The sequence below is a fragment of the Sphingomonas glacialis genome (assembly GCF_014653575.1).
GTDB classification, from domain to species: Bacteria; Pseudomonadota; Alphaproteobacteria; order Sphingomonadales; family Sphingomonadaceae; genus Sphingomonas; species Sphingomonas glacialis.
Genome location: NZ_BNAQ01000002.1, coordinates 581,886 through 598,644, shown reverse-complemented (window position 1 = coordinate 598,644; position 16,759 = coordinate 581,886). Strand labels below are relative to the sequence as shown.

Below are 16,759 nucleotides of genomic sequence, written 5' to 3'. Positions count from 1 at the left end.
GGTACGCGACGGCGGCCCCCACGCTTGCCCGGCAGAGTAACGCGGCGGCGGGGCTTGGCAAGCGGCGTGGTTCGGGCGGGTTAGCCCGCGTGCTGATAGCCGAGCGCGCCGGGGAGCGACAGCGGCGCCCCGGCGTCGTGTAGCGTCAGGCCCGCGCCCGATGCGAAGACGCCGATCCGCGTCGCGGGGGCGGCGGGCGCGCGGTGCGGCGCGAGCGCGAAAAGCAATTGATAGTCGTCCCCCGCGGTCGCCGCGGCGCACCGCGCGGCGCGGGTGTCGCCGGCCTGCGCGCGGTACGCGTCGGACAGCGGGATCGCCGCGAGGTCGATCGTGACGGCGAGCCCGCTTGCCGCCGCCATGCGCTGCGCGTCGATCAACAGGCCGTCGGACACGTCCATCATCGCATGGACCTGCGGGGCGAGCGCTTGACCTGCGGCAAGCTGCGGCTGCGGGCGGCGATAGGCGGCAAGCAGCTCGGCGGGGCCTGGCTGGCCGTGCGCGATGGCGAGCCCTGCGCCGGCATCGCCGATCGTGCCGGTGACCCAAAGCGCATCCCCGGCCTGCGCGCCGCTGCGGGGGGGGGCGTGTGCGGCGTCGCCGAGCGCGGTGAGCGTGATGACGCGCGGGGCGTGGGCGGGGAGCGAGACGGTGTCGCCGCCAAGGATCGGCGCGGCGAAGGTGGTGAGCGCGTCGGCGAGGCCGGCGAGGAAGGCGCTGTCCCAGCCTTCGCTCGGCGAGGCTTCGCCCGCTGTCGCGTCGCCTGGAGGGGGGACGGCAGCGCGTCGCAGCGGGTAGTTGAGCATCACCCCGACGGGCACTGCGCCCTTGGCGGCGAGATCCGACAGGTTGGTCGCGACCAGCTTCCACGCGACATCGCCCGGCGGATCGCCGGCGAGGTAGTGCACGCCTTCGACCAGCGTATCGCTCGTCAGCACGAGCCGCCCGAGCCGCGCGGCATCGTCGCGCAAGCCCAGCGCGCCGGGATGAAGCGGCAGCGCGCGCACCGCGGCGAGGAAATCGGCTTCGGTCATGCGCGCCGGTCTAGCCGGGGTGGGCGCGGATGTCTGCTTTTGGTGGAATGCGGACCGTCCGCTATTGGGAAGGCGGATAGCGTTGGCGGACGTGCCCGACGCTATCTGCCTTTCCCGAAAAGAATCGAATTTCGGGAAAGGGGCGGCTTGTTTGCTGCGAGAGCGCAAGCGAACAACGCCGCCCTCTACCAAGCTATTTCAGTGGCAGGAACAATTCCGCGACCGCCTTATGCTCAGGCACCTCCGGAAAGAAGGCGACGCGCTGGCAGTAGAGTGGAAAATCCCGTGCCTCCTCGCCGCTGGCGGGTAGCCAATCGCGGTAAAGGTACAGCGCGGCCGGCTCCAGATTATCTGTATTTCCGACGACGCGCAGCACCGCGCAGCGTCCGCCGGGGATGGTGCCGGCCTCGATCCGCTCGCCGTTTGCCTCGACGGGTCGATCGGTGCCGACGCATAGGTCCATGCGATACTGGGCCGGGGGGGTCGTGCGCGGATCGGAGTGGAATACGTTGAATGTCGGGCTGACCGTCGGCGACAGGCCGGTTGCCTTCCGCCAAGCGATAAACCGCTGGATGGTAGCGCCGATCGTCGCCGGATCGCCGCGATGCTTCATGATCGCCACCGGGGTCGGCGCTACGTCGCGGATTGTCACATCGTGGGGTGTGTAGGTGGTCTGCATGAGCTTGCTCCTCGCGTTGTTGAGAGGCCCGAAGGCCGCAAGCCACGGTTCCCAATCGGGAGCCTTCCGAAACGACGAGGGCGATTGCCCGACCCGTTGCCGGAAGGCGCGGGCAAAGGCATCCGGGGCGTCGTATCCAGCGTCCATTGCTATTTCAGTGATACTCTGCGCGTCCCTGTAGGCCAGCCGATAAGATGCACGCTTCATGCGGGCGAGCTGGACGTAGCGATGCACGGATAGCCCGAAGGTCGCCACGAACTGCCGGTGGAAGTGGAATTTCGAAAAGGCCGCGACGCCGCTCATCGCATCGAGATCTAGATCATCGTCCAAATGCCGGTCGATGTGATCTAGTACCCGCTGCATCCGGGCATGGTAAATGGGAAGCGCCGCCTTCATCGTCCTGTCCTCCGTGGCGTCGCTAGCTAGGCGCGACCGGATATGAAGCGCTCGACCGATCTTGCGGTTCTAGCATGGCTCGCAGGCTTTCCCGAAAACGAACCCGCAAGCGCGACACTAGCCCGGGCGATCGCACAGAGAGCCGTGCGGAGCACCCCCCTTTCCCGAAATCTGTTCCCGATTGCACTTCCCCGAAATGTGCCGTTGGAGACGGGGAGACGGGAAAGATCGAGCTGAACGAATGGCCGTTATCGGGAGCCCGGATCGCCAGCCTGAACGTCCGGCGGTGGGCGATTTGAGACCGACCGCTTTGCCGCCTGATCGCTGCCGGTCGGCTTTCAGGCGATGCTCGCGCGGTCTCGAGGGCGACACGGCGAAACGGCGATACGGGGTGGAGACCGCCCGGCCGCTTTGGGGAAGGCGGATGGCGATCGCCGACGCTGCGCGGCGTTGCTGCCTTTTCCAGGAAGGATGCCGAAACGGGAAAGCAGGATCATGCCGCTCAGCGCGGAGGCGACAGGCTCTGCACGACCCGCCGGATCATCGTCTGGTGATCGGGATCGAAGGGCGGCAAGGATCGCGCGGGATCGATGCCGACCCCTTCCTGCGATCGGCCAGCGGGATCGCGATAGTCCTCGGCCGGCAGCATCAACGTCCAGCCATTCGGCAAGGGCTTGGCGAGCTGATCGGACAGCGCGCCGCGCGTTCTTCCGCCGATCTGCCTCACGTTTGGCAGCGCCCGCATCGCCAGGGTGAAGGTTTCGCCCGCACTGACCGTCACGTCGCTGGTCAGCAGCGCGACCGTGCCGAGATACCGGACGCGATCGCTCGGCACGACTTCGAACCGCTGATAGGCGCCCTTCGCGCCGACCGCTCGTTTCGAGAAGGCTAACCGGCGTTCGCGCGCGAACCGACCGGCGATGTGGAGGCCGATCGCATCATACCCACCCCGGTTGTTGGTCACGTCCACGATCACCCCCGGAAGCCCTTGGAAGGCGGTGAGAGCATCATCGAGCGCCGCGTCCAGTGCGTGCATGTCGTCGGGTGGAGCATCCTTGTCGAACGCGCCCATCGCCACGATGTTGAGGTAGCCGATCCGACCTATGGTGCCCCACAGGATGCGGCGGTTCGCGACGTGATGCCCGCCGCCGTCGAGCAGACCGGTAATCCCCTCGCGATAGGATTTGGACCAGGCTCGCTCCCTCTCGGCGGGATCGGCCCCCATTGCCGGGTTGGCTCGTGCGCTCGATATGGTTGGCGCTTCACCGCCTTCGAAAGCGTGATCGACACCGGCGATCGTGGCCTGCAAGCCCACATGCGCATCGTCGAGCCGCGCGAGCGCCTGGGTCGTACGCTGGAAAAAGACGAGGTCGGGAGGTCGGGTATCCGGAGTGGCAAGGGCAGCGGTGAGCGTGCCCAACGTTCGTCCGCGTCGGCCGAAGCCGGGATACAGATCGGCAAAGGTGGCTGCGATCACCTCGCCAAGCTCGTGCGCCGTCCAACCTCGTTGCACGGTGCAGCGCCGCGGAAGCGCGGCGATACGATCGAAGCCATAGCGCGTCTGGTCGGCCGAGGCGGCGAATACGATGTGCGTCGGGCTTACGATCGACACGAGCCGATACGTATCGTCGTCGGTTTCGCCGGTCGGATCACGATAACAGAACGCGCCGGCGACGTGATACAGCGTGCGCGCGCCGCCGTGCACCACGAGGATATGCCCGTAGCCGCGGGATCGCCAAACACCGTCGGCAGCCTTACCCGCTGTTGCCATCGGCACCCATGGGCCGGCCAAGGCGGGAGACATGCCCGCTGCGACGAGCGTCGCACACGCGGCATATCGGATGAGCTTACCCGTCAGTGTCACCGCCATCGCCTTTTCCTCGAACCATAAGCGAGGTGTCTTGCTGCGGCAATACAGTTACGGGTGTTTTGCTTTCCCAAACTCTGTGCTCGAGCGCGCATCCTCCTCCCGCCTGGCGGCGAGGCGCGCGGAAGCATGGGGATCGCCCGGCGGTCGCGACCGCAGGGTCATTCTTCGCGTTTGGCTCCGTCGAGCGCGCGTCCGGCGCGTGCCGCGTCGTGCGCTGTCGCGGCGCGTTCGGCCTTGCTGCGGCCGAACGCGGCGCGGTTGGTGGCGGCGGTCGTCTCGGCGGTGTCGCGGGCGCGGGCTTTCCGCGCGCGGCGGAGGTTGACGACCTCGCCCATGGTCAGGCGCGGACGTCCTTGGCGATACCGTCGAGCAGGCCGTTGACGAAGCCCGCCTCGCGCTTGTCGAAGAAGGCGTGCGCGACGTCGACATATTCGGTGATGACGGTGCCGACCGGCACGTCGGCGCGCGCGAGCAGCTCGTAGGTGCCCGCGCGCAGGATCGCGCGCATCGCCTTGTCGAGCCGCGCGAGGTTCCAGCCCTTGGCGAGCTTGGCGGCGATCGTCGTGTCGATCTCGGCGAGGCGGGCCTCGGTGCCCTTTACGACATCGTCGAAGAAATCGACCTCGGGCTCGGCATATTCGGCGTCCTCGATCGTCGCGCCGAGGCGGTGGTTGTGGAACTCGTTGAGCAGCTGCGCGACAGGGGTCGCTTCCATGTCGTGCTGGTACAGCGCCTGGACGGCGGCGAGACGGGCGGCGGCGCGCGCTTTGGAGCGGGCGGCCGTGCGGGGAGTGGCGTGGGAGGACATGGGCGGGCGCCATAGGGGAAAAAGCGGGGAACGGGAAGATTGGTGTGTGGGGGCCTGTTACCTCCTCGGGGAAGGGAGGCGCTGGCGGATCAGTGCGCGCGCAGGGTTGCCCCGCAAGCCTCCCCTCCCGGGAAGGAAGGGGCGGGGGTGGGTCGGCCCGTAATCGGGCGTGACGCGCGCCATAGATGCGGCGGCGACACCGCTTGCGTCAGAGCGCCGCGCGCCCGGGAGGCCGACCCACCCCCAGCCCCTCCCTTTCAGGGAGGGGAGGAGGTTAGCGGAGCCGGAGCGCGACCGATCTTGCGTGGGCGGGGAGGCCTTCGGCTTGCGCCAGCGCTACTGCGGCCGGGCCGATGGCGGCGAGGCCTTCGGGTCCTAGCTGCAGGAAGCTGGTGCGCTTCATGAAATCGAGCACCGACAGCCCGCTGGCAAAGCGCGCGCGCCGCCCGGTCGGCAGCACGTGGTTCGGTCCGGCGACATAATCGCCGATCGCCTCGGGCGTGTGGCGGCCCATGAACACCGAGCCGGCGTGGCGCAGCTTGTCGAACAGCGCCTGCGGATCGTCGCATGCCAGTTCGAGATGCTCGGCGGCGAGGCGGTCGACCAGTGGGAGCGCCTCTTCCAGCGTGCGCACGACGATGATCGCGCCGTTCGCGTCCCATGCCGCGCGCGCGACCTTCGACGTTGCGAGCGTCTCGATCTGGGCGTCGACCGCGGCGGCGACGGCGTCGGCGAATTCGGCCGAGTCGGTGAACAGGATCGACTGGCTGGTCGGGTCGTGCTCGGACTGGCTGAGCAGATCGGCGGCGATCCAGTCGGCGCGGTTCTCGCCGTCGGCGACGACGACGATCTCGGACGGACCTGCGACCATGTCGATGCCGACGACGCCGTAGAGCTGGCGCTTGGCCTCGGCGACCCAGGCGTTGCCCGGGCCGGTGATGACGTCGACCGGGCGGAGCCGGTCGGTGCCGTAGGCGAGCGCGGCGATCGCCTGCGCGCCACCGATCCGCCACAGCTCGTCGACGCCGACGATGTGCGCGGCGGCGAGCACCAGCGGGTTGACCTCGCCGTCGGGGGTCGGGGTTACCATGACGATGCGATCGACACCGGCGACCTTGGCGGGGATCGCGTTCATCAGCACCGAGCTCGGATAGGCCGCGCGGCCGCCGGGGATGTAGATCCCGGCATGTTCGATCGCGTTCCAGCGCGCGCCGGTGCGGATGCCGTTGGCGTCGGTGCTGTCGGTGCCCTGCGGCTTCTGCTTCTCGTGATAGGTGGCGATGCGCTCTGCCGCGAGCTCGAGCGCGGTGCGGAGGTCGGGGGCGAGGCCGTCATAGGCGGCGCGCCATTCGCTGGGGTCGATCTGCCAGCCGGTGGCGTCGAGATCGTGGCGGTCGAAGCTCTGCGTATAGGCGTGGACCGCGGAATCGCCTTCGTCGCGCACGCGCGCGATGATCGCGCGGACGTCGCGCGCGACGTCGGCATCGGCTTCGCGGCGGGCGTTGACCAGCGTGGTGAAGTCGGCGGCGAAGGTGGGCGATGTGGTGGTGAGCTTGATCATAAGATGCTCCCCTCCTCCCTTTCAGCGAGGCGAGTCGTAAAGGCGCTCATGCCGCCATCTCCTGTGCAACAGCCTGCCGGAACGCCTCGACCAGCGGTACGACTTCGCCGCGCGTCTTGAACGCCGCGCGGTTGACGATCAGCCGCGAGGTGACCTCGCAAATCACCTCGACCTCGACCAGGCCGTTCTCTTTCAGCGTGCGGCCCGACGACACCAGATCGACGATCCGCGGCGCGAGGCCGAGCAGCGGCGCCAGCTCCATCGCGCCGTTGAGCTTGACGCACTCGGCCGACACGCCGCGGCGCGCGAAATGCGCTTCGGTGACGTGGGGGTATTTGGTCGCGACGCGGACATGGCTCCAGCCGCGCGGATCGTCGTTCGCGGCCATGTCGGCGGGCTCCGCGACCGACAGGCGGCAATGGCCGATGCCGAGATCGACCGGCGCGTAGAGTTCGGAATAGTCGAACTCGGCGAGCACGTCGGACCCGACGATGCCGAGCTGCGCCGCACCGTGCGCGACGAAGGTCGCGACGTCGAACGCGCGGACGCGGATGAGGTCGATTCCGGGGGTGTTGGTGGTGAAGCGCAGCGCGCGGCTGTTTTCGTCGCTGAACGCGGCTTCGGGGACGATTCCGGCGCGTTCGAGCAAGGGGATCGCTTCGGCGAGGATGCGGCCCTTGGGGACGGCGATGATGATCGGGTCTGCCATGCCGCGGGCTTTACTTGGCGGCGGGGGTGGGCGCAACAACGCGACCGACGGAGAAAATCGATCATGGCCGATGAGCAGACCAATCGTGACGCGTTCCGGATCCAGCAGCAGTATTGCGAGGCCAATGCCGCGCCGGTCTATGCCCGGATGTGCGCGGCGCTCGTCGACGGGCTGACGCGGCGATCGGTCATCGGGGCGCGGGTGCTCGACTGGGCGGGCGAGCCGACGCGCGATGCTCTGCCGTTGCGGCTGTTCGGGGGGCTTCACGCGTTGGTGCAGGCGGGGCGCGATGCCGGGTTGGCGGCGGTGTATTCGGGGGCGGTGACCGATGCGCGCGCTATCCTCGCGACGATCGAGCGCGTGCTGGTGGAGCATGAGGCGGCGTTGCTGCCGTGGCTCGACGGGCCGCCGCAGACCAACGAGCCGGGGCGGTCGGCGGCGCTGCTGCTGGGGTTGCGCGAGATTGCGCGGGCGTGCGGGCCGCGGGTGGAGGTGCTCGAGATCGGGTCGAGTGCTGGGCTCAACCTGCTGATCGGGCGGTATCGCTTCGATCTTGGCGGCGTGGCATTCGGGCCCGCCGATTCGCCGGTGACGATCACGCCGCGCTGGAGCGGGCCGCCGCCCGATCCGGTGCCGCTCGAGATCGTGTCGGTGCGCGGGTGCGACGTCGCGCCGATCGACGCGACCGATCCGGCGGTGGCGGCGCGGCTTGCGGCCTATGTCTGGCCCGAGACGCCCGAACGCCTCGCGCGGGTGCGCGCGGCGGTGGAGATGGTGCGCGCGCATGGCGTGGCGCTCGCGCGGGCGGATGCGGCCGACTGGATCGAGGCGCGGCTCGCCGAGCCGCAGGCGGAAGGCGTGACGCGCGTGCTGATGCATTCGGTGGTGTGGCAGTATCTGCCCGAGCCGGTGGCCGAGCGCGTGCGCGTGGCGATGGCCGCAGCGGGCGCGCGTGCGACGGTCGAGCGCCCGCTTGGCTGGGTTGCGATGGAGCCCGATCGGTCGGTGGGGCACCAGGTGGTGCGGGCGCGGTGGTGGCCGGGGGGCGCGGAGTGGACGACAGTGGCGACGAGCCATGCGCATGGGGCGTGGATCGATACGGGAGCTGGCGCGGGGGCCGCGCCTTTGGTGGAGTTGCCCGCGGCGGCGCAGGTCAGGGTTTGATCCTCCCCGGCACGGGGAGGGGGACCGCCAGCCTTTTTCAGGCTGGTGGTGGAGGGGGGCCGCCACACGCGTAACGCCCGCGGAGAGCCCCCTCCACCATTTGCCGGAAGAGGCAAATGGTCCCCCTCCCCGTGCCGGGGAGGATTTAGGTGGCCTCCCACTCTCGGATCGCGGCGACGATCGCGTCGGGGTTTTCCCACGGGACGAAGTGCCCGGCATCGACCTTCACCAGCGTGAGATCGGGCACCAGCGTGTCGAGCCCGTCGAGCTGGCTCGGCAGCAGCGCGGCGTCGCCGAGACCCCACACCACCAGCGTCGGCTGCGTCACCGGCGGGAACGCGCCGTCGAGGAACGCGGGACGCGAGGGCGTCTCGTCCATTGCGGGGACGAGGATCGGGCTCGCGCGGTACCAGTTGAGCATCGCGGTCATCGCGCCGGGTTGGCTCCATTGGTCGAGATAGACCGGCTTTTCATCGGCGATCTTTGAGAAATCGGTGTGGCGCAGGAAGCTGCTGTCGAAGAAATTCGAGAGCCCGATGCTGTCGATATAGGTCTCGAACCCGGGATTGCGGAAGGCGGTGATGTACTGGCTCGCCTCGCGCTGCGCCATGTCGTCGAACAGCGTGCGCTGGAAGACGAAGGGGTGCGGCGCGTTGACGATGACGAGGCGGGTGATGCGGCTGGGGTTCTGCAACGCCGCCATCCAGGCGATCGCGCCGCCCCAGTCGTGGCCGACGAGCGTGAAGGTGGTCAGCCCGAAATGGTCAGCGAGCGCGAGCAAGTCGGCGACCATCTTGTCGGGGGTGTAGTCGCCAATCGCGGCGGGCTTGGAAGACCGCGCGAAGCCGCGCTGGTCGGGGGCGATGACGAAATGATCGGCGCTGAGCTGCGGGATGACGTGGCGCCAGGTGCGGTGCGATTCGGGGAAGCCGTGGAGCAGGAGGATCGGCGGGTGCGCAGGGTTGCCGGCGGTGGCGACATCGAGCTCGACGCCGGTGGGGAGGGCGATTCGGTTCAGGGTGAAGGCGGTCATTTTGATACTCCCCTCCCGCTTGCGGGAGGGGTCGGGGGTGGGCGCCCGGCCTCCACGTGCGGTTCGTTTCGAAAGCGCGAGCCCACCCCCAGCTCCTCCCGCAAGCGGGAGGGGAGAGGCATTACGGATAGCTGACCGTCTTGGGAATGGCCGGAATCGGAATCCATTCCTTGTCGTCGCCGGGCACTTTCGGAAACTCGCCCGCGGTCCAGGCGCGCTTGGCTTCGTCGATCCGATCGCGCCTCGAGGAGACGAAGTTCCACCAGACGTGGCGCGGCGTGGTGAACGCCTCGCCGCCGCACAGCATCGCGCGCGCGCCCGTCGTCGAGCGAAGCGTCGCCGCGGTGCCGGGCTTGAGCACGTAGAGCGTCATCGGTTCGAGCGTCATGCCGTCGAGCGTAGCCTCGCCGAGCGCGATGTAGAGCGCACGTTCGTCGGCCTCCGCATCGATCGGAATGGATCCGCCCGCGTCGAGCACGATGTCGGCGTAGATCGTCTCGGCATAGGTCGTGGTCGGTGCGGTCGCGCCCCAGAGACTCCCCATCACGACGCGTGCGCGGGCGTTCGACGCTTCGACCGTCGGCAGATCGGCGCGCGCGACATGCTCGAACGCGGGCGACATCTCCTCGTCCTGCTCGGGCATGGCGAGCCAGGTCTGGATGCCCGATAGCTCGGGGCCGTCGGCGCGCGCCGCGTCGGGGGTGCGCTCGGAATGGACGATGCCGTTCCCCGCGGTCATCAGATTGACCGCGCCGGGCTCGATCACGACGTCGCTGCCGAGCGAATCGCGGTGGCCTAGCGCGCCGCCGAACAGATAAGTGACGGTCGACAGGTTGATGTGCGGGTGCGGGCGCACGTCGATCCCTTCGCCCATGCCGAGCCGCGACGGGCCCATCTGGTCGAAGAAGATGAACGGCCCGACCATCGTGCGCGGTCGCGAGGGGAGCGTGCGGTGGACCTTGAAGCCGCCGAGGTCGTGCGTGACGGGCGTGATCGTCTGCAGGATGAGGTCGTCGTTGGTCATTCGGAGCCCTCCAGCGCGTCGAGGATCGCGGGGAGATCCTCGGGGAAATAGGGTTCGGTGGCGGCGGCGAGTTCGGCGCGCGTGAACCAGTGGAAGCGCGTCATCACCCGCTGTTCGAGCGCGGTGTGGCCGCTCGTGTCGACCGCATCGTGCGGCGCGCGGACGCGGAAATAGCGCTCGTCGGCGCTGACCTCGACGCCCTCGATCGTCAGGAACTCGACATGGCGTTGCAGCACTTGCGGCCCGCAATCGAGCTCTAGCCCGGTCTCCTCGCGCAGCTCGCGGCGCGCGGCGGCTTCATAGCTCTCGCCGGGATCGACCGCGCCGCCCGGCGTACACCAGAAGGGCGGGCGATCGTCGGGATCGAAGCGGAACAGCAGCACGCGATCGGCTTCGTCGAGCAGCAGGATGCGCGCCGCCGGGCGGGGGACGCGGCTCATGCCCGCTTGTCTCCGGCGACGTCGAGCTCGGGATAGTGGCGGAAGATGCCCTGCTCGTTGAACGCGATGCGCCGGTCGCTCTCGAGATAGGCACGGATACCCGGCAGCGCGGCGACCTGATCGTGGATGCGGAGCACCGCCGGATACGCGCCCTCGATCGCCGCCATCCGCTTGGGGAACATGTAGCGCAGGCCCTCGACCAGCTGGAACAGCGAGGTGTCGCCATAGCTCCAGCGATCGCCGATCAGCCATTCGCCGGGATTGGCCTCCGCCGCGCGTTCGAAATAGCCGAGGAACTTGGGGATGCGATCTTCGCGAAACGCGGCCGCGGCGATCAGTGCGGCGTCCTGCTGGTCCTCGTAATAGGCGTTGCCGTCGAGCGGGTGATGGACGTTGTGCGCCTCGGCGACGACATCGGCGATCGTCAGCTGGAGCTGATTGAGCCACAGCCGGTCGGCGATTGTTGCGCCCCCGATATGGTGCTGGTCGCCGAGGTAGAGCAGAATGTTGGCGACTTGCGCGATCACCATTCCGTCGAGTTCCAGATAGGGCGGCGCGAACGGCCCGCGCGCCGCCGCGTGGCGTTCCATGTCGTCGAGCAGCGCCTCGGCGCCGTGCTGCCGCGCGCAATCGTCATAGCCGATCCCCGCCGCTTCGAGCGCGAGCCGGACGAACTCGCCGCGCCCCTGCAGATCGGACCAGTACCACAGCTTGTAGCGCGCGCTCATTCGCCCGGCGCCCGTGCGCGGATCGCCAGCGCGTGGATCCGGTCGCGCAGCAGATCGGCGAGCGCGGTGTTGACGAGGCGCTGCCGCGCGACGCGCGACAGGCCGGCAAAGGCGGGCGATTCGACGCTCACGCTGAAATGCGATTCGCCGGTGCCGTCGTCGCCGAGATGGCCGGCATGCTGGGCGCTGTCGTTCGACACGTCGAGCGCGATCGGATCGAGCGCGACGACCAGGCGCTCGCGGATCTCATCGACGAGCGGGCGCGGGGGTGCGCCAGGAATCGGGGCGGGGGCGGTGGCAGGGTCGGTCATCGCGCCTATATAGGCCGTTTTTGCAGTTAGGGAGCCCCGCGTGGCGCGCGAGGACGACAAGAAAGATGGCGCGAGAGAGCGGCCCGCCCCGCGCTTCCACGGCCGGGTCGAGGGGACCGGGCGCGTGTGCGAGGAACCGGGGTGCGACGAAGCGGGTGAATTCCGCGCGCCCGCAGGCGATTCGCCGCGGATGAGCGGCGATGGGCCGCGGCCGTATCGCTGGTTCTGCCTCGATCATGTCCGCGCGTTCAATGCGCGCTACAATTTCTTCACGGGCATGAGCGCCGAGGAAATCCACGCGCAGCAGCGCCCGTTCGCCGGATGGGAGCGCGAGACGCGTGCCTTTGCGCATTCGGGCGCCGACGTGCCGCCGAAATGGGGCGATTTCAGCGATCCGCTCGATGCGATCGGCGCGCGCTTCCGGCGCGCGGCCGAGCCGGCGCGCAAGGACGGGCGGCCGTTGTCGGAGGTCGACCGGCGCTCGCTCAAGGTGCTCGGGCTGGCAGCGGATGTCGACCGGCGGGGGTTGCGCGAGCGCTATGCCGAGCTGGTGCGCAAATATCATCCCGATCGCAACGGCGGGGACCGCGGTTTCGAGACCAAGCTGCAGGAGGTGATTGCCGCCTATACGCAGCTGAAGGGCGCACCGGCGTTCGCGTGATGCGGCCGGGCGCGATCGCGACGCTCAGCCCGCCGCCCCCGGACCGACCACGCCGAACACGACGCCGTGCGGATCGCTCGCGACGATGATGCGGTCGCCGCCGGGCACGTCCATCGGACCCGACAGGACGCTGCCGCCCGCCTCGGCCACGCGCACGGCGGCGGCCTCGATATCGGGCGCGCGGAAATAGAAGCGCCAGCCGGGGTGCCGCGCTTCGCCGGAATGCCGCATCGTCGCGCCGAAGGTCTGCTCGCCGACCGCGATGAAGCGGTACTCGCCGATCGGGCCCATCGGCATCACGTCGAGATAGCTCCAGTGGAAGATGTGGCGGTAGAAGGCGTCGCCGGCGTCCTGATCGGGGGTGATCAGCTCGTTCCAGTTGCATTTGCCCATGCCGCTGCGGTCATAGGCGGTGCTGTCTTTGTCGCTGTCGCCGCGCATGATGTAGAACGGAATGCCCTGCGGATCGGTGACCACCGCCATACGGCCGACGCCGGGGATGCTCCACGGGCCCATGAGGACCGCGCCGCCGGCGGCGTTGATCGCCTCGGCCGAGGCATCGACATCGTCGACTCCGATGTAGAACAGCCAGCCAGGTTTTGCCCCGCCGGCAGCCATTTCGGGCGTGAGCCGCATCACGCCACCGACGAGTCCGTGGCCGGTCTCGATCATGCGATAGTCCATGTCGGGGGCGGGTTCGCCGATCTGCCAGCCGATGACATGATCGTAGAACGCTTTCGACGCGGGCGGATCGGCGCTCACCAATTCGTACCAGATCGGCGTGCCATGCAGGTTGGTCATCGCTCGGGCTTCCTCATACGGCGGGGACGGCTTGCTCGGCGTACACCGCGAGCTGGTCGGCGAGCGCGCGTTCGAAGGCGGGCCGCGCGGTGCAGCGCGCGAGATAGGCGGCGAGCGTCGGGAGGCCTTCGAACAGTTCGTCGGTCGGACCGATGCGCAACACTGCTGCCATCATCAGGTCGCCGACGGTGAAGGCGTCGCCGCCGAGATAGGGCTGGTCGCCGAGCGCCATCGCCACCCCGCCGAGCCGCGCGCGCGCCGTTTCCAGGACGCTCGGGCGGCGTTGCGCCGACCACGGCTTGTCGGCCTCGAACAGGTCGCAGCGCACCAGATCCATCACCGCCGGCTCGACCGAATTGAGCGCGGCGATGACCCATTGCTCGGCGATCGCGCGGCCCGCGGCATCGTCGGGGAGCAGCCCCGCGCCGCGGCGCGCCATGTGCAGCACGATCGCGCCCGATTCGAACAGCGCGACGCCGTCGTCGCGATAGGTCGGCACCTGGCCGAAGGGTTGCAGGCGGCGATACTCGGGCGTCTTGGCGTCGCGGATCAGGTCGACCGTGTAGCGCTCGCCAATTTCCTCGAACGCCCAGCGTGCGCGAAGATCGCGGACCTGGCCGCGCGCAAATTTGGGTACCCAGGCGAAGGTGGTGATGGTCGGAGTCATCGATAGCGCTCCTCGATTGGCCGGATCAGTCGGCGAGTGCCGCCTCGGGAGGCGCGGCGGGCGCGGCCGCCGCGTCCATCCAGAACGGCCCGACGCCGTGGCCGTCAGGATCCTCGACACCGCGCGAATACATGAAGCCTTCGTCCTCGGCGCCGTGGACTTCGCGTCCGCCCGCCGCGATCGCGGCGGCGGCGAAGGCATCGACTGCTTCGCGCGAATCGAGCGCCAGCGCGAAGAGCGGGCCGCCGGTCGCGCGCGCATCGCCCGGCGGCTTGGGTGAGATGCCGCGATAGACCGGGTGGCTGAGCAGGTTGAAGGTGATGGTGTCGGACCACGCCATCGAGGCGGCGGCATCGCTGGAGAAGGCTTGGTTCTTGGTGCAGCCGATCGCCTCGTAAAAGGCGGTGGACGCCGCGACGTCGGCAACCGGCAGGCTGATGAAGATCCGCTGTGTCATGGCGTCACTCTCCGGTGCGATTCGACGTTTGCAAAGGATGCTGCCGACGGTTACGAAATGCAACTATGAAGTTAGAAAAAGTGACTGATGCACCTGATGGGACAATCAAGCGCTGGTATGACGATGCGTGCGGCACCGCGCTCGCGCTCGAATTCGTCGGCGAGCGCTGGTCGCTGCTGGTGATCCGCGAGTTGCTGCTCGGCCCGCGGCGCTTCGGCGAGATCCGCAGCGGATTGCCGGGGCTGAGCGCGAACGTGCTGACGCAGCGGCTGCAGGGGCTCGAGGCGGCGGGCGTGCTGACGCGCGAGACGCTGCCGCCGCCGGCCAATGTGCAGGTCTATGCCTTGACGCCGTGGGGGTATGAGGCCGAGCCGATCGTCATGGCGCTCGGCCGCTGGGCGCTGCGTTCGCCCGCGCACGACCCGTCGCTGCCGTTCTCGCGCGTCGCGCTGATGCTTGCGTTGCGGATGATGTTCGATCCCGCAAAAGCGGAGGGCTTTGCCGCGCGGATCGGATTTTCGCTGGGGAACGAGCGGTATGTGGCGGCGATCGGCGATGGCGGTCTGACCCTTGTCCGCGATGGAATCGCGCAGGCGGACGCGGTGCTGGCCGGCGAGCCCAACGCGTTCCTGCCGGCGCTGTTCGGTACGACGCCGCTCGCCGAGGTGGTCGCGGGCGGGCGGCTTTCGGTCAGCGGCGATGTGGCGCGTGCGGCGCATTTCTGCACGCTGTTTGCGCTGCCCCCCACGATTGCGTGAAACTCGCGTCTCGACTTGGCGCGATCCGACCGGCTAGGGAGGGGCGACCTTCTTGCAGAGCATTTTCAGCATGACCACGATTCCGAACACCCAGCCCGACAGCCGCGAGACGACGATCCTCGACGCGCCCGACCAGATGAAGAAAGTCCGCGACCTGTTCGGGATCGATTCGGACATGGAAGTCCCGGCCTTCTCGCTCGCCGACGAGCGCGTGCCCGATCTCGACCCGGCCTATGTCTTCGACAAGGACACGACGCTCGCGATCTGCGCGGGCTTCGCGTTCAACCGCCGCGTGATGGTGCAGGGCTATCACGGCACCGGCAAGTCGACGCATATCGAGCAGATCGCGGCACGCCTCAACTGGCCGTGCATCCGCATCAACCTCGACGCACATATCAGCCGCATCGATCTCGTCGGCCGCGATGCGATCGTGCTCAAGGACGGCCAGCAGGTCACCGAATTCAAGGAGGGTCTGCTGCCGTGGGCGCTGCAGACGCCGACCGCGCTCGTGTTCGACGAATATGACGCGGGCCGCCCCGACGTGATGTTCGTGATCCAGCGCGTGCTCGAGACCGAGGGCAAGCTGACGCTGCTCGACCAGAATCGCGTGATCCGCCCGAACCCGTTCTTCCGCATGTTCGCCACCGCCAACACGGTTGGGCTCGGTGATACGTCGGGCCTGTACCATGGCACGCAGCAGATCAACCAGGGCCAGATGGACCGCTGGAACATCGTCGTCACGCTCAACTATCTGCCCGCTGCCGTCGAGGCGCAGATCGTGCTCGCCAAGTCGGGCGAGTATGACCAGCCCGAGGGCAAACGCCAAGTCGACAACATGGTGCGCGTGGCCGACCTCACGCGCCGTGGTTTCATGAACGGCGACATCTCGACCGTGATGAGCCCGCGGACCGTTATCACCTGGGCGCAGAACACGCTGATCTTCGGCGATGTCGGCTTCGCCTTCCGGCTGTCGTTCCTCAACAAGTGCGACGAAACCGAGCGCAGCCTGGTCGCGGAATATTACCAGCGCGTGTTCGGCAAGGATCTGCCCGAGAGCGTCGTCGGCGCAGCCCCCAAGGCCGGCGCAAAGTGATGATGGCGCTGCTCCTGCTCCAGGCGGCAGCGCCCGTCGCTCCGGCGACGCCAGCACCCTGGGCGGTGCAGACGCGCCCGAGCGGCAAGACGATCGCGACCTCGAGCTCGGCCTGGTCGACCGACAACAGCGCGCGGCTCGTGGTGCGCTGCGACACGACGGGCGAGAAGATCGTCTCGCTCCAGTTCATCCCGAAGGCCGGCTTTGCCGCCGCGTTGCCGCGGCCGGTGTCGATCAACGTCGATGACGGCGGCTGGCTCGGCACCAACTGGCAGTTCCCGGGGAGCGGCGCGTTCATCAGCGACGATGTCGTCGTCACCAACCTCGCGGCGATGATCGCGGGGGGCAAGTCGATCCGCGTGCGGGTTATCGATCCCGACAACAAGCCGGTCGATGCGGTGTTTGTCGGACCGGGGCCAGCACCGATCCGGCAAGTGCTTTCGGCGTGCGGCTATGAATTCGGCAAGGCGCCGGCGCGCGTCTTGGCACCCGCGACGCGCGTGCCCGCCGATCCGGCGACGGCCAAGAAAGCCCCTGCTCCCGAAGACGAATAAGGCCGTTACGATGA

Annotated in this window: 20 protein-coding genes; 5 read left to right on the top strand and 15 right to left on the bottom strand. The window is 68.6% G+C overall.

The genetic code is table 11. The annotated features are described in order from the left end of the window. Positions 1-80 precede the first annotated feature (80 nt). The 7 genes from thiL to hisG all read right to left on the bottom strand — a co-directional run bounded on the left by thiL (position 81) and on the right by hisG (position 7,054). The gene (thiL, locus tag IE187_RS09505) at positions 81-1,031 is read right to left on the bottom strand and encodes a thiamine-phosphate kinase (RefSeq protein WP_189676025.1); all 951 of its coding nucleotides are present in this window, start codon (positions 1,029-1,031) and stop codon (positions 81-83) included. A 193-nt stretch (positions 1,032-1,224) separates the two neighbouring features. After that, positions 1,225-2,106 (bottom strand): AraC family transcriptional regulator, encoded by an 882-nt coding sequence (locus tag IE187_RS09500; RefSeq protein WP_189676024.1) that lies wholly within the window; start codon positions 2,104-2,106, stop codon positions 1,225-1,227. Positions 2,107-2,608: 502 nt separating this feature from the next. Continuing rightward, entirely contained in the window at positions 2,609-3,976 is a 1,368-nt protein-coding gene (locus IE187_RS09495; protein ID WP_189676023.1) for a S41 family peptidase, read from the bottom strand. Positions 3,977-4,134: 158 nt separating this feature from the next. Continuing rightward, positions 4,135-4,311, bottom strand: coding sequence for a DUF4169 family protein (locus tag IE187_RS09490; protein WP_189676022.1), 177 nt, complete (start codon positions 4,309-4,311; stop codon positions 4,135-4,137). Positions 4,312-4,313: 2 nt separating this feature from the next. Further along, the gene (nusB, locus tag IE187_RS09485) at positions 4,314-4,784 is read right to left on the bottom strand and encodes a transcription antitermination factor NusB (RefSeq protein WP_133191784.1); all 471 of its coding nucleotides are present in this window, start codon (positions 4,782-4,784) and stop codon (positions 4,314-4,316) included. Positions 4,785-5,058: 274 nt separating this feature from the next. Continuing rightward, positions 5,059-6,345, bottom strand: a complete 1,287-nt coding sequence (gene hisD / locus IE187_RS09480; protein WP_189676021.1) for a histidinol dehydrogenase — start codon at positions 6,343-6,345, stop codon at positions 5,059-5,061. A 46-nt stretch (positions 6,346-6,391) separates the two neighbouring features. After that, on the bottom strand, positions 6,392-7,054 hold the full coding sequence (gene hisG, locus IE187_RS09475; RefSeq protein ID WP_133191786.1) for an ATP phosphoribosyltransferase: 663 nt from the start codon (positions 7,052-7,054) through the stop codon (positions 6,392-6,394). Between the two features lie 63 nt (positions 7,055-7,117). On the opposite strand from hisG, the gene IE187_RS09470 reads away from it, so the two are divergent. Further along, positions 7,118-8,218 (top strand): DUF2332 domain-containing protein, encoded by a 1,101-nt coding sequence (locus tag IE187_RS09470; RefSeq protein WP_189676020.1) that lies wholly within the window; start codon positions 7,118-7,120, stop codon positions 8,216-8,218. 145 nt (positions 8,219-8,363) lie between these two features. Here IE187_RS09470 and IE187_RS09465 read toward each other — a convergent pair whose 3' ends face one another. The 5 genes from IE187_RS09465 to IE187_RS09445 all read right to left on the bottom strand — a co-directional run bounded on the left by IE187_RS09465 (position 8,364) and on the right by IE187_RS09445 (position 11,754). Continuing rightward, positions 8,364-9,251, bottom strand: a complete 888-nt coding sequence (locus IE187_RS09465; RefSeq protein WP_189676019.1) for an alpha/beta fold hydrolase — start codon at positions 9,249-9,251, stop codon at positions 8,364-8,366. A 121-nt stretch (positions 9,252-9,372) separates the two neighbouring features. Beyond that, positions 9,373-10,275, bottom strand: coding sequence for a pirin family protein (locus IE187_RS09460; protein WP_189676018.1), 903 nt, complete (start codon positions 10,273-10,275; stop codon positions 9,373-9,375). Further along, on the bottom strand, positions 10,272-10,715 hold the full coding sequence (locus IE187_RS09455; protein WP_189676017.1) for an NUDIX hydrolase: 444 nt from the start codon (positions 10,713-10,715) through the stop codon (positions 10,272-10,274). Before IE187_RS09455 ends, IE187_RS09460 begins: the two co-directional genes overlap by 4 nt. Further along, positions 10,712-11,443 (bottom strand): glutathione S-transferase, encoded by a 732-nt coding sequence (locus IE187_RS09450; RefSeq protein WP_189676016.1) that lies wholly within the window; start codon positions 11,441-11,443, stop codon positions 10,712-10,714. Before IE187_RS09450 ends, IE187_RS09455 begins: the two co-directional genes overlap by 4 nt. Next, positions 11,440-11,754, bottom strand: a complete 315-nt coding sequence (locus IE187_RS09445; protein ID WP_189676015.1) for a BolA family protein — start codon at positions 11,752-11,754, stop codon at positions 11,440-11,442. The genes IE187_RS09450 and IE187_RS09445 overlap by 4 nt, the downstream gene beginning before the upstream one ends. 40 nt (positions 11,755-11,794) lie before the next feature. On the opposite strand from IE187_RS09445, the gene IE187_RS09440 reads away from it, so the two are divergent. Further along, positions 11,795-12,415 (top strand): J domain-containing protein, encoded by a 621-nt coding sequence (locus tag IE187_RS09440; RefSeq protein WP_133191794.1) that lies wholly within the window; start codon positions 11,795-11,797, stop codon positions 12,413-12,415. A gap of 24 nt (positions 12,416-12,439) precedes the next feature. On the opposite strand, the gene IE187_RS09435 is transcribed toward IE187_RS09440, so the two are convergent. The 3 genes from IE187_RS09435 to IE187_RS09425 are packed head-to-tail and all read right to left on the bottom strand — an operon-like array spanning position 12,440 to position 14,340. Then, entirely contained in the window at positions 12,440-13,216 is a 777-nt protein-coding gene (locus IE187_RS09435; protein WP_189676014.1) for a VOC family protein, read from the bottom strand. Positions 13,217-13,229: 13 nt separating this feature from the next. After that, entirely contained in the window at positions 13,230-13,883 is a 654-nt protein-coding gene (locus IE187_RS09430; RefSeq protein WP_189676013.1) for a glutathione S-transferase family protein, read from the bottom strand. Between the two features lie 25 nt (positions 13,884-13,908). Further along, positions 13,909-14,340 carry a VOC family protein gene (locus IE187_RS09425; protein WP_189676012.1) on the bottom strand — a complete coding sequence of 144 codons (432 nt, stop codon included), beginning with the start codon at positions 14,338-14,340 and terminating at the stop codon, positions 13,909-13,911. Between the two features lie 80 nt (positions 14,341-14,420). Here IE187_RS09425 and IE187_RS09420 point away from each other — a divergent pair, with 80 nt between their 5' ends. The 3 genes from IE187_RS09420 to IE187_RS09410 all read left to right on the top strand — a co-directional run bounded on the left by IE187_RS09420 (position 14,421) and on the right by IE187_RS09410 (position 16,745). Then, complete coding sequence (locus IE187_RS09420) at positions 14,421-15,098, top strand: winged helix-turn-helix transcriptional regulator (protein WP_229839324.1); 678 nt, start codon at positions 14,421-14,423, stop codon at positions 15,096-15,098. A 70-nt stretch (positions 15,099-15,168) separates the two neighbouring features. Further along, entirely contained in the window at positions 15,169-16,191 is a 1,023-nt protein-coding gene (cobS, locus tag IE187_RS09415) for a cobaltochelatase subunit CobS (RefSeq protein ID WP_189676010.1), read from the top strand. Beyond that, positions 16,191-16,745 (top strand): hypothetical protein, encoded by a 555-nt coding sequence (locus IE187_RS09410; protein ID WP_229839323.1) that lies wholly within the window; start codon positions 16,191-16,193, stop codon positions 16,743-16,745. Before cobS ends, IE187_RS09410 begins: the two co-directional genes overlap by 1 nt. The last annotated feature ends 14 nt before the right edge of the window (positions 16,746-16,759 follow it).

What these genes read in the sequence shown, in the direction of transcription:
- thiL (WP_189676025.1), bottom strand. Translation starts at nt 1,031, where the DNA reads ATGACCGAAGCCGATTTCCTCGCCGCGGTGCGCGCGCTGCCGCTTCAT.
- IE187_RS09470 (WP_189676020.1), top strand. Translation starts at nt 7,118, where the DNA reads ATGGCCGATGAGCAGACCAATCGTGACGCGTTCCGGATCCAGCAGCAG.
- IE187_RS09425 (WP_189676012.1), bottom strand. Translation starts at nt 14,340, where the DNA reads ATGACACAGCGGATCTTCATCAGCCTGCCGGTTGCCGACGTCGCGGCG.
- IE187_RS09410 (WP_229839323.1), top strand. Translation starts at nt 16,191, where the DNA reads ATGATGGCGCTGCTCCTGCTCCAGGCGGCAGCGCCCGTCGCTCCGGCG.
- cobS (WP_189676010.1), top strand. Translation starts at nt 15,169, where the DNA reads ATGACCACGATTCCGAACACCCAGCCCGACAGCCGCGAGACGACGATC.
- hisD (WP_189676021.1), bottom strand. Translation starts at nt 6,345, where the DNA reads ATGATCAAGCTCACCACCACATCGCCCACCTTCGCCGCCGACTTCACC.
- IE187_RS09455 (WP_189676017.1), bottom strand. Translation starts at nt 10,715, where the DNA reads ATGAGCCGCGTCCCCCGCCCGGCGGCGCGCATCCTGCTGCTCGACGAA.
- IE187_RS09445 (WP_189676015.1), bottom strand. Translation starts at nt 11,754, where the DNA reads ATGACCGACCCTGCCACCGCCCCCGCCCCGATTCCTGGCGCACCCCCG.
- IE187_RS09495 (WP_189676023.1), bottom strand. Translation starts at nt 3,976, where the DNA reads ATGGCGGTGACACTGACGGGTAAGCTCATCCGATATGCCGCGTGTGCG.
- nusB (WP_133191784.1), bottom strand. Translation starts at nt 4,784, where the DNA reads ATGTCCTCCCACGCCACTCCCCGCACGGCCGCCCGCTCCAAAGCGCGC.
- hisG (WP_133191786.1), bottom strand. Translation starts at nt 7,054, where the DNA reads ATGGCAGACCCGATCATCATCGCCGTCCCCAAGGGCCGCATCCTCGCC.
- IE187_RS09435 (WP_189676014.1), bottom strand. Translation starts at nt 13,216, where the DNA reads ATGACCAACCTGCATGGCACGCCGATCTGGTACGAATTGGTGAGCGCC.
- IE187_RS09500 (WP_189676024.1), bottom strand. Translation starts at nt 2,106, where the DNA reads ATGAAGGCGGCGCTTCCCATTTACCATGCCCGGATGCAGCGGGTACTA.
- IE187_RS09490 (WP_189676022.1), bottom strand. Translation starts at nt 4,311, where the DNA reads ATGGGCGAGGTCGTCAACCTCCGCCGCGCGCGGAAAGCCCGCGCCCGC.
- IE187_RS09450 (WP_189676016.1), bottom strand. Translation starts at nt 11,443, where the DNA reads ATGAGCGCGCGCTACAAGCTGTGGTACTGGTCCGATCTGCAGGGGCGC.
- IE187_RS09460 (WP_189676018.1), bottom strand. Translation starts at nt 10,275, where the DNA reads ATGACCAACGACGACCTCATCCTGCAGACGATCACGCCCGTCACGCAC.
- IE187_RS09465 (WP_189676019.1), bottom strand. Translation starts at nt 9,251, where the DNA reads ATGACCGCCTTCACCCTGAACCGAATCGCCCTCCCCACCGGCGTCGAG.
- IE187_RS09430 (WP_189676013.1), bottom strand. Translation starts at nt 13,883, where the DNA reads ATGACTCCGACCATCACCACCTTCGCCTGGGTACCCAAATTTGCGCGC.